6 protein-coding genes are annotated in these 11,594 nt (G+C 60.6%); all 6 read right to left on the bottom strand.

Annotation, left to right across the window (positions count from 1 at the left end; genetic code table 11):
* Positions 1 to 72: 72 nt before the first annotated feature.
* The 6 genes from H1B37_RS08760 to H1B37_RS08735 all read right to left on the bottom strand — a co-directional run bounded on the left by H1B37_RS08760 (position 73) and on the right by H1B37_RS08735 (position 11,307).
* Entirely contained in the window at positions 73 to 2,091 is a 2,019-nt protein-coding gene (locus H1B37_RS08760; protein WP_286177544.1) for a S46 family peptidase, read from the bottom strand.
* Between the two features lie 464 nt (positions 2,092 to 2,555).
* The gene (locus H1B37_RS08755; RefSeq protein ID WP_182866244.1) at positions 2,556 to 3,848 is read right to left on the bottom strand and encodes a Gfo/Idh/MocA family protein; all 1,293 of its coding nucleotides are present in this window, start codon (positions 3,846 to 3,848) and stop codon (positions 2,556 to 2,558) included.
* A gap of 826 nt (positions 3,849 to 4,674) precedes the next feature.
* Positions 4,675 to 5,049, bottom strand: a complete 375-nt coding sequence (locus H1B37_RS08750) for an HU family DNA-binding protein (protein ID WP_286177543.1) — start codon at positions 5,047 to 5,049, stop codon at positions 4,675 to 4,677.
* A 314-nt stretch (positions 5,050 to 5,363) separates the two neighbouring features.
* Positions 5,364 to 10,175 (bottom strand): Ig-like domain-containing protein, encoded by a 4,812-nt coding sequence (locus H1B37_RS08745; RefSeq protein WP_182866243.1) that lies wholly within the window; start codon positions 10,173 to 10,175, stop codon positions 5,364 to 5,366.
* Between the two features lie 560 nt (positions 10,176 to 10,735).
* Complete coding sequence (yidD, locus tag H1B37_RS08740; RefSeq protein ID WP_182866242.1) at positions 10,736 to 10,936, bottom strand: membrane protein insertion efficiency factor YidD; 201 nt, start codon at positions 10,934 to 10,936, stop codon at positions 10,736 to 10,738.
* A 38-nt stretch (positions 10,937 to 10,974) separates the two neighbouring features.
* On the bottom strand, positions 10,975 to 11,307 hold the full coding sequence (locus tag H1B37_RS08735) for a HesB/IscA family protein (RefSeq protein ID WP_147870270.1): 333 nt from the start codon (positions 11,305 to 11,307) through the stop codon (positions 10,975 to 10,977).
* Positions 11,308 to 11,594: the final 287 nt, after the last annotated feature.

The raw sequence follows: 11,594 nt of genomic DNA, 5'->3' as shown, positions 1-11,594 counted from the left end.
GCTCGCAAGAGCGTGGAGGGCACTTCGGATCCACCTTCTGGCGAAGGTAGCTACGTTGATCGCGACGACTCGCTACCGGCCGATCGAATCGGCCAGTTCGTCGGCGCCGTAGATCTTGCGAATCGCTTCGATGATCCCCACGCCGGACACACTGACCGCACGGGCTTGCTGGTCGGTGTACAGGTAATCGCTGGTCAGACTTTGGATGTTGCCGTCAAAGATCAGCCCGACCAGTTCGCCGTCGCGATTGACCACGGGCGATCCGCTGTTGCCGCCGATGATGTCGGCGGTGCAGACAAAGTTCAGTTGCGTCGAAAGGTCCAGTTCGTCTTCGGCCTGGTTCCACGACGGCGGCAAGTCGAAATCGGTTTGCCCTTGGTGCTGTTCCTCGTGCTCGAAGGCTCCGGCGAAATCGGTCGCCGGCTGGATCCGCTGGCCGTCCTGCATGTAGCCTTTGACCTGACCGTAGGCCAACCGCAACGTGAACGTCGCGTCGGGGTAACCCGAGTCGCCTTGCAATTTGCTAACCGCCGCGGTGATCTTGGCATAGGCTTGGCGTTCGCGCTCGTCCAGTTCTTCGTTGATCGTTCGGATCCGTCGGTATTCGGGTTCCAACTTTCGTGCCAACACGATCAACGCATCGTCGGATTTCTGGATGTCCTCGAGCGAACCGTCCAGGTAGGCCTTGCGGACGCTAATGTCATCCAGCTTGGTGCCGTCGACCAGTTCGGCGGCGCGTTCACGCGGTCCCTTGCCGTCCAAGACCACGGCAACCCACTCGCTATCGCCGCCGCGGTTTTCGACGAACCGGGCCAATTCGTCGGCCAGTTTGACGCGTTCCAGGTCGCGATAGATCGGCGCCTCGCTGAGCAGGTCTTGGACCAGCGATTCGCGTCCCGATTCGGTGAATTCCCGCAACCGCTCGCCATTGGGTTTTTCGTCTTCCGCGGCACGCAGCACCGATGTCAGCGCCAGATCGAACAGCCGTGATCGGAAGGTGACGGTTTGTCCCAGCATCTTCTTCTTTTCGGCTTGAACCGCGGCGATCTCGGCAAAGGCGGTTTCGGTGTCGGTCAGTTCCGCATCCGCTCGGGCTGCCTCGCGGAGCGTGGTTTCACGTTTCTGCTTGGTCGCGATCGTGCTGGGGTCTTGCAGTCCGGCCAGCATCCCCGTGTAGGCTTTGCGGCCGTTCTGGACGCCGAACAGTTCGTCCCGCGCCCGGCGCGTCGCTTCGGCGCCTTCCAAGCCGAACTGTTGCAGCATGATTTCTTTGCGGCGCAAGTAATCCAACACGTAAGGCAATCGTGCATCGCGCAGGTACTTCAACGCTTCAACGGTAAAGATGCGTTGGGTCCGTCCGGGGTTTCCGCTGACGAAGACCAGGTCGCCTTCGCGGACCCCGGAATCGCTCCAACGCAGGAAGTGATCCAGTTTGGCGGGCTTGCCGTCTTCATAGACCCGCATGATGGTCGCGTCGAGGTTGTAACGGGGGTATTCGAAGTTGTCGGCGTCGCCGCCGAAGAACGCGGCGGCGGTTTCGGGAGCCCAGACCAGCCGCACGTCGGTGTATTTTTTGTAGCGATACAGGTGATACGCTGCGCCGCCGAACAAGGTGACGACGTCGCTGCGCAGTCCTGACTTGTCGGTCGACTCCTTTTCGATTTCGGCGATCACCGCTCTGCGCTGCGTCGCTGCGTCGGCGGCCGAGGCGTCATCGGCAACGGCCGCTTCGACACGCTCGGTCACGTCTTCGATGGAGACCAGTTGGTTGAGTTCCAAGTCGGGGGCTTTCAGTTCTTCGTCCAAGGACTTGGCCAGATAGCCGTCGTCGATCAGGTTGCGGTCTTCGGAGCTGAGTTTGTGCAAGGTGTCGCTGGCGACGTGGTGATTGGTCAGCACCAGGCCGTCGCTGGAGATGAACGATCCCGAGCCGCCGCTGTTGAACCGGACCGACGAAAGTCGTAACGCGTCGGCCCACTCCTGGGAGGGCTCGAAACCGTATTTGGATTTCAACTGCTCGACCGGCAGGTCGTTGAACAGGTACATGCCCTCGTCGCCGGAGGTTTCACAGACCGCGGAGATCAAAGACATGGTTGCCAAAGCCAGGGGATAGAGTTTGCGCATGGTTGATTGTGGTGGAATGAAAGTCGTCTTGCCTGTCAGCAAAGTCATCGTAGCGGAAAACCGCGGAGAGTTTCGCTACCGGGGTGTGGCGCGAGGCGGGCAAATCAGGTGAAGCCTTAATGCCAACGAACCATTGCACTCACCTTCCCCGGCAGGGCAGAGGTGTTTACACGAATGGCACGGGCTTAAGCCAATACGCTGAACCGTAGGCGCCAGCCTCGGGCCCTACCGCCGTGAAAAAGGCGTATCAAGGCCCGCGGCTAGCGCCGTCGGCTCACGAGGCCCGTGCCATTCGTGCGGGTGCTGAAAGCCTTGGCGGCTTCCGCTACGGGCGCGGTGCGGGTGCCGAAAGCCTTGGCGGCTTCCGCTACGGGCGCGGTGCGGGTGCCGAAAGCCTTGGCGGCTTCCGCTACGGGCGCGGCTTCCGCGACTCAGGCCACTTCCCAGCCGGGGCGATATTGCTTTTGAATCAGCGCGTCGGCTTCGGGGCAATTGGTCGCTTTGAGATGCTTGCCGTCCCAATCGAGTGTCTTGCCGACGCGGAAAGCGACGTTGCCCAGCAGGACCGACTCGGTCAGTGCTCCGGAGTAATCGAAGTTGCACGTCGTCTCGCTGCCCGTCTTACAGGCTTGGATCCATTCTTTGTGATGTCCGATCGAATTGGGGATGGTGGGCGTCGGCGGTTCGAAGTTCTTGAACGTGTCTTCGGGGTACAAGCGATAGTTGCCATAGCTGGCGAACATTTTGCCTTCGCTGCCGACGAACATCACGCCGCTGCCGGGAACCTGTTCACCGGCGACCGTTTTGGGAATGTGGTTGCCGTCGTACCAGGTCAATTTGACCGGCACTTGGGAACCGCGCGCCGGGTACTGGTAGTGGACCGTCAAACCCAAGGGGCAGGTTTCCGGATGCACCTCGGGGCCTTCGGCAGTAACGCTGGTGGGGTGCCGCAGGTCGAGTGCCCAGAACGGCAGGTCCATGTAGTGGCATCCCATGTCGCCGAGCGTTCCTTGGCCGAAGTCCCACCAACGCCGCCAGTTGGCCGGGTGATAGCGGCCTTCTTTGTAGGGACGTTCCGGAGCCGGTCCGAGCCACAGGTCCCAATCCAGGTGCTCTGGGACCGGGTCGCCCGATTCGGGACGTTCGCCACCGCCCCAGCCCTTGCCGACCCAGACATGGACTTCGGCGACGTCGCCGATGGTTCCGGCACGAATGATTTCGACGACGCGTCGATAGTTGTTGCCAGCGTGGATCTGGGTGCCCATCTGCGTGGCCACGCCGGCTTGCTTGGCCGCTTCGGCGATCAACCGTGCTTCGTGAACCGTGTGAGTCAACGGTTTTTCACAATAACAATGCAGGCCCGCGCGGATGGCTCGGATCGCCGCCGGGGCGTGATTGTGGTCGGCGGTCGAGATCACGATCGCATCGGCGGTGTCGGCTTCTTGGGCGATCATCTCGCGATAGTCGCGATAGGTCTTCGCTGCGGGGAACTGGGCCGACGCTTTCTCCAGGTACTTCGCATCGACGTCGCAAACACCGACGATGTTTTCGTGTTGCACACCGCTGACGTTTGCGCTCGCGCGATTGGCCGTGCCGACACACAGGAGCTTCAGCTTTTCGTTGGGTGACGTTGACTCATCGGCTTGGGTTTCACTCCAGTAGCCGGAGAAGAGTGCGACGGTGGAGAGGGCGGCGGATTGTTTTAGAAATTGACGACGTTGCATGGCGGGTTTGATTCGAGCGGTGGGACAGTTCAAAGCGGGTGAGGAAACATGTGGTTTACCTGGACAGCGTCTTTTCGATGTAGCTACGCTCGCCAGAGCGTGGAAAACGGACCGCACCACCTTCGGGCGAAAGTCGCTACCGTTGAACGACGCTTGACGATGCTGGATGTGTCATGTGACGCTGCCAACAGGAACGCGGGCTATTCTAGCCGACATCATCCGCTGCGGTGGCAAGTGTGGGGAGCCAATGGCATCGCACCTCCCCTCGCTGCGTCTCGCCCCCCATACGCACCAAGTGAAGACTTGCAGCCAGCAACTCCTTGAAGACACCCTCCCTTTCAGGGTGGGCTGGCGAAAATCAATGGAACTTGGAACGTTGGGTAGGTTCGGGGACGTTCAGCGATTCTGCTGGATCCCTCGATTGCAAATTGCAAACTGTTCATTGCAAAATTCAAATTTGCCGGGAATCGTCGCTCAAATCATTTCGCAATTTGCACTGTTCATTTTGCAATTTTCAATCGTTGCCGGTTCACCTGTTTTCGACGCCATCTACTTTTCATCAGGCCACTTTCAGGGAGGGGCGCGGAGGAGTTTACGCTCGGAGCGTGGAGGGTTCGTTGTGGCTCGGAAGCACTTAATCACCACCAATCGACCCTCCCCTCGCTACGCTCGACCCTCCCTTCCAGGGAGGATTGCGACTGAAGTTAGGCGAGCGTCGCTACGGCGGGACACGGGCGACATGCGAGGCGCACAAAAAAACGGCACGCGACGGGGGAGCGTCGCATGCCGCATTGATCGTTCTTGATGAGGGCGTTGGGGGCCCAGCTCAGATCATTTCCTTGAGACCCTTGAGCGGGCGGATGACGACCTTCTTGCTGGCCGGTTTCGGCTTCAGCCAGATTTCGCTTCCGTCGGAGGGGTTGCGTCCCTTGCGTTTGGGTTTGGCTTCAACATCCTTGCGTTGGATCTTGCACAGACCAGGGATGGTGAATTGACCCGAGCCGGTGCGGCCCATTTCGCGAGCGATTTCGTCGGTCAGCGCGTCGAAGACGGCCGCGACGTCTTTTTTAGACAATTCGGTCGACTCAGCGATATTGGCGATGATCTGAGTCTTGGTAGGTGCCTTTGGCGGAGCTTTAGCCATTTGCGAGAGCCTTTTCTGAATGCTTATGACAGGAAGGGTTGAAGAGGGAATCAGCATCCCATGCGTTTGTGACGGCCAAGTGTTATGTTGCCGGAAAGGTTGGTGCAACCCGGCATCGTTCAAAAAACCCTGCAAATTGCGGGGTTTCCCGCGATTCCCGGCCGAACGAACCGTCGCTCGGGTGAAAAATCCCGCGGACGGAAATCGCCGAAAACCGCGTAGATACCCGTGTTTTCGGGGGTTTTGCCGTGGTGGCGGTCGGTCCAGACGCGTTTTCGCCGTCATCAAACGGCCCCGAAGGGCTTTGCAAAAGCCCCGAGAACGGCGGTCAAATTTCCCGACGGAATCTCAAAAAAACCGCAAATCACGGTCTAAAGACGAAAGAATCGGTCGACTCCACTGGCGCTCAGAGCGGACTCGAGCGGCGAGGACAACGCTTCTCCCGTCACGTCATCGTCCGCCGAATCGTCGCTTTCCAGATCCGTTTCAACCGCAGCGATCACGTCGGACGAAAGCAGCGGCGCGGCCACATGGCTCTGCGACGTCGCCTGGATGACCGACTCGCCTTCGCCAGAGCCCGCGGTGGTCAATCCGCCGGTGGTCGGCTCGTTTTGCAGTATTTGGCTGCTGACCCCATCGGCTGCTGACGTGCCCGCGGCAGCACCGACCTGTTCGCCTTCGCCAGTCCCGGCGGCCAGTTGTGCCGACGCGGCGCTGTTGTCCGCGGCGGGCGTACGGTCATAGTTGACGACGTCGCTGTCGACGTTGACCCGGTACAAGAACAGATCACCGATCTGGCCGCGCGGCTGGACGACGTTGCGGTTGTTCGTCAGGATCGCGGCATTCAAGATGTCGGGCCCATCGGAGCTGGTCGCCGTGCTTTCATCTTCACCGGAAATAACTAGTTCGGTTCCCAGATCGTTGAGCGAGTAGTTGGCATTGGAGATGGATTCCGACGCCAGCTCGGTCGGTTCGGCCAGCAGCGCCGAACCGCCGGGTTGCACCACCACGAGCGAGGACTGCTGGGGTGTCGAGCCCAGCCAATCTTGAAGCGAAATGTACTCCGGTTTGATCCGCCCCATTCGAGCCTCGATGACCGAGTCACCGTCATCGGCGGCACTGTTGATCGCATATTGTTGAGCTTGTTCGCCACCGCTAAAGAACGGGATGGCGGGGATTTCGACGACATAGTCGCCGGGCAACAGATTCGCGAACTCCAAATTGTTCCCGTTTAAGACCGGCGATTCGTTGATCGCGTTGCCCAGGGCGTCGGTGCCCGTCAAACGCACCGCCGACAACAATCGTCGCCCCTGGGTGCCGCTGAATTTGACCGCGATGGTTCGCTGGGTCAGGTCCATCACTTCGATGGTCAACGTGCCGACGCTGTCACCCGAGCCATCGGACACGGTGTAGGTCAACGTGTCGGTCCCGGTGAAGGTGCTGCTGGGCGGCGTGTAGGTCAATTCCGTGCCGGCCGAGTTGACCGAAACGGAGCCGTTTTGTGAGGTCGTTTGCTGTGCCGTGGTCAGCGTGAATTCCAGCGACTCGCCGGAGCCGTCGACGTTCTCGGGCAGGTCTTCCAGCCGCAGCACGACCGAGGCCCCCGAGCCGGCGTTGACTTGGAGGGTATCGTTTAGAACCGGCGGCGGGTCTTCGACATCGGTGACGGTGAACGTGACGGTTCCGGTGGAAACCCCACCGCCGCTGTCACGAATGGTGTAGGTCACGGTTTCGGTGCCAAAGAAATCGGTTGCCGGGGTGTAGAAGAACGTGGTCCCGTCGCTGCTAAAGCGCACCGAACCGCCTTGGCTGGGCGTGCCGACGCCGTCGATCACAAAGGGTTCGTCATCGTCGTCCCGGTCGTCATTGGCCAACACGTCATAGGATGTTTCGGCGCTGTCTTCGGCGACCGTAAAGGCGTCCGGATTGGCCGTCGGCGGCGGGTTGGACGAAATCACGGTGACGGTGACGGTGACGGTATCGGTCGCGGCACCGTCACTGACGACATAGGTGAACGAGTCGGTCCCGGTGAATCCCGATGCCGGCGTGTAGTTGACCGCCAGACCATCGGAGGAAACTTGAACGGATGCCCCGGCGGTGTTGCTGCTGGCCGAGGTGACCGTCAACGTGCCGTCGTCGTCGGGATCCAGGGAATCGTTGGCCAGCACGTCCAGCCGATTGGCGGAGGTCCCTTCGACGACTTCGAAGGTATCGTCCAGACCGGTTGGCGGATCGTTGACCGGGGTCAGGGTGACGGTCACGGTCGCGACGTCTTGGGCGCCGCTGCCGTCGCCGGCCCGATAGGTAAACGTCGAGGTGCCGTTGAAGTTCGGTGCCGGTGTGAAGGAGAGCACTCCCGAGTCAACGCTGACGGTCCCACCGCCGACCGGTTGGGTGATCGAGACGATCGACAGTGGGTCGCTGCCGGTGGTGGTGTCGTTGGCCAGCACGTCGATCGTGGTCGCCCCGGAATCCTCGGCGATGGTGATCGCGTCGTCGGCCAGCGTGAACTCCAATCCGACCGTCAAATTGGCGCTGCCGAAGAACACCGAATCGGCCGAGATTTGGTTGTCTTCGCCGAACAGCAACACTTCGCTGCTGGATTCGTCGGCCTCTTCGCTGCGGATGTTGACGCTGCCGGCGGCGATGGCTTCCATCTGCACGCGGGCGATCACCGATTCGTCTTCATTGGAAGCGACCGTCAACGAGGACGCGGCACCGATTTCATCGATCAACCCGGTCGCCAACGTGCCTTTGGGGGAAAGCGTGAAGCTGCCGACATATTCGATCGTGGTGCCGCCTTTAACCCGCACGATGCTGGAATCGAACAAAATGTCCGTGTAGATCGCATACACGCCGTCGCGGTCGAAACTGTTGCGGGCATCGACGCCGACCAATTCCAGGATGAATTCGTCACCGACGTTGACGTTCGTGATCGTGTTGCCGTCGGTGTCTTTCAGAACCAGCTTCACTTCGGCCTTGGGGGCCTCGGCAACGCTGACGGTGAAGTTTTCGCTGCGGGTGTTGCCGGCCAGGTCGGTGACGGCGACGGTGAACACGTTGTCGCCGACATCGGCGGCGCCGGGCGTCCACTGAATCGCCCCGGACCCGGCGTTGATCGACGCGCCATTGGGGGATTGCGTCAACGCATAGCTAATCGCGCCCTCTTCGTTATTGATCAAATCGGTCTGGTACAAGCGATCGACGTTGCCGCGTGTGTTGGCGCTGCTGACCACCGACGTCGGACGGATGGTGTCGTAGGTCACGCTCAGGGGCGACGTTTGTTCGCTCGTTTGGCCGTTGAAGACCTGCCGCGCGGTCACGTTGTAGGTTCCGTCGCCGAGTGCGGCGATGTTGTTGGTGGTGACGGTCACGCTGGTTCCACTGGCGACCGCTTCGCCCAAGACCGCGGAGGTCTGGACATTGATCAGTTGGACGGTCGCACCGCTGGTCACGCCGTCGACGCTAAACGACAGCGTGCCGGCGTTGGTGATGTTGTCGCTGTCGCTGGCACCGGTGTCGCTGCCGGCAAGCAGGTCGATCGATGTCGGGGCGGCGAGGGCCTGTTCACCGTCGAAGTTGAACGTTAGAAGCTGGTTGTCACTGTCGCTGGAACTGTTGCCGGTCACCCCCGGACCGGGGCGAACGGTGACTTGGACATTGACTTGCCCGGTGAAGCCCGACGCCGGCGTGACGGTCAACAAGCCGTTGTCGTCGATCGAGGCGGTCGCTCCGGTTCCGCTGCTGGCGACGACGGCCGAGTAGCTGACCGCGTCGCCTTCGATGTCGGTGCTGGACATCTGCAGCGTGGCCGGCGTTCCCGGGGTGAACTGGTCGGGCACCGTGACGGCATTTAAGAACGGTTGGCTGTTCTGGGTGTCGTTGTTGACGTCGACCTGGAACGTCTCGCTGTGCGTGTTGCCGTCGCCATCGGTCACCGTCACGGTCACGTTGGTCGATCCGACGCCATTGCCGGTGGGTTTTAACATCAGCATCGAGTTCTCGGTGTCGGTGAACACTTCGATGGTGTTGATCGCGATGTCGGTGGTCGGTCGGTCGGCTCCGTTGACCGCGTGTTCGCTGATCGCGTCGAGAACGTCGAAGCCTTCGACCAGCTGGCCGAAGACGCTGTGGTTGAAGTCCAGGAAACGCGTCGGGACTTCGGTGATAAAGAACTGTGAATTGTTGGTGTCGTCGCTGGATTTGGCGAACGACATCACACCGGTCCGGTTGTGTTGCAGTTCGGGATGAAAATCATCGTCGAAGTTGCCCAGGGTCGAACCGCTGGTCCCGGTGCCCGTCGGATCGCCCGCCTGGATGACGAAATCGTCGATCACGCGGTGAAAGATGATGTCGTCGTAAAAGTCGTCGTTGGCCAATTCGATCACGCGTCCCGAGGCGGTCGGGGCACGGTCTTCGAACATCTGGATCACCATGTCGCCATAGGTGGCCATGTCGATCCGGATCGATCGAGACGTTTTCCCCGAACCGGTTCCGCCCACCACCGATGCTTCCAACAGACTCGAATCGGCGACCGAGACGGTCACCGTCAGCGGACCGCCGTCGGGATCGTAGGCGTCGATCGGGAGGTGCAACGGGGAGCCGATCAGAGCCGTTTGATCGCCGACCGCTTCGAACGTCGGGTTCTCACCCTGGGGGATCGCGACGCCCGAGCGGTCACTGATTTGCTGGAGTGTCAACACACCGGTCTCGCGCGACCCGTCGGGGAACACCCAGGTCGGATAGGCGGTGATGTTGTTGTCGATGCCGATCTGGCCGATCGAACGGTCCGGATTGGTCACCTCGATGAACGGCAGATTGTCTTTGCCGTCTTGGAACAGTGCTTTCTGTTCCGAACAGGCCGGACACCAGTGGGCGCCGAAGAACGTCACTTGGCCTTGCCCGGAAATCGGATTGCCGTTTGCATCCCTGCCGACCGCAGCCAGATCCTTGGCGAATTGGACCAAGTCCGGTGCCGATTCGCCCTCGGCTTCGCTGACCGTGGTCAACGTCGACGTGCTGGTGGACGCCGCAGCGACTTCGACTCGCGCGTCGAACGGCCCCATCGAATCGGTCGAAACGACTGAAACGTCAGCGGCCAGCAATTGCCGCGTCTCCAGGCCTTCCAATTTGACCCGGCCGGCTCGGGCGACCCGCGCGGTGCCGCCAGATGACTTTTTCATTCTCGGGGTCAATTGAGCCAGTAAACGACTCAGGCGACTTCGGCGGGCTCGTTTTTCGCGACCTTGAAACATCTATTGGACCAGCTTCGGTGAAGGGCAAATGGGCGATTGATGGGGAAACGCTTTGCAGACACCCAGGACAATCACGGATCATGAGATTTCAACACCTCAGAACCGTCTCTGGGGCCATTCGGCACGCAGGGCGGGGTGGACTGAGAAAATCCGGCACAACCGCTACCGTTTCACACCCCGGTCTTGGACGTGCAAAAGCCGAGGTTTGTTCCAGAAAAACGAACGAACGGGGGGCCGGCAGCCGACCCGGCGAGGGCTGCGTGGTGTTGTGCCGACGCGATTCCTCAGATCCGCCATCACGACGTGCCATCTTCAAGGGCGGATTGTGTCGTCCAAACGCACGCAAGTTCAGGTAGAAAAGGGAATTTTTTTCAGCTCGGGGAAGCCGACCGGGTGAGAGGGCACCAGCGTAGCGGAATTCGCGGAGAGTTTCGCGCCGGGCGTTGCGAAACGGGAACCCGAAGGCCTTGGCGGCTTCCGCTACGGGGTCACTTCGGCGGCGGGTCGTGACCGCCGGGGTGCCAGGGGTGACACTTCAGAATTCGCAGCACGGTCCAGAACAGACCGGCCAGCGGGCCGCGGTTGCGGATCGCTTCGACCGCATATTGGCTGCACGTCGGTGTAAAACGGCAGCGTGGGGGGAACAACGGGCTGATTCGGGTCTGGTAGACGCGAATCAGCCAAATCATTGATTTCGCGAGGATTCCCAGCGGATCGCTCGGTTGGTCTAGGCTTGGAAGGAGCTTCCGCAGCCGCAGGTTTTCACGGCGTTCGGGTTTTCGAACGTAAATCCCTGTTTTTCCAGGCTTTCGTACCAATCGACGGTGGTTCCGTCCAAGTACAGGGCACTTTTTTTGTCGACGACGACTTCCACACCGTGGCACTCGTACTTCGAATCGGCTTTTTCGTCGTAGCTGTCGTCGAAGTTGAGCGTGTAGTTGAATCCACTGCATCCGCCGCCGGCGACACCGATCCGCAGGACCATCTCTTCGCCGAAGTTGTGTTCGGTACGGAATCTTTGGACCTCTTGGGCCGCTCTCTCACTCAATTTGACTGCCATCGGGGCGTCACCTGGTATTTGGAGGACGAATCAATCTGCAACATCCAACGCGACCGCGATCGGGCCACGCGTTGTCATTCTATTTAGTCAGATCACCGGTCGGAATGGAAGACGAACGACCGAAAGGGGCCGATCCGCCGGTGACTATTTTGTGGACCGCATGGCGGCAAAACTGACTAACCGTCATAGTATCGGGTAGACCGCCCCTGTCGGCAAGTCTCTGCGGCAGGTCTCTGTGGCAAGTCGGTGCGGCCCGCCGCAGTCCGCCCGGGCCGCATGACACCCCG

The sequence above is a fragment of the Stieleria mannarensis genome, assembly GCF_014154935.1.
In the GTDB taxonomy this organism is placed as follows: Bacteria; Planctomycetota; Planctomycetia; order Pirellulales; family Pirellulaceae; genus Stieleria; species Stieleria mannarensis.
This window is presented reverse-complemented; position numbering and strand designations above follow the sequence as displayed.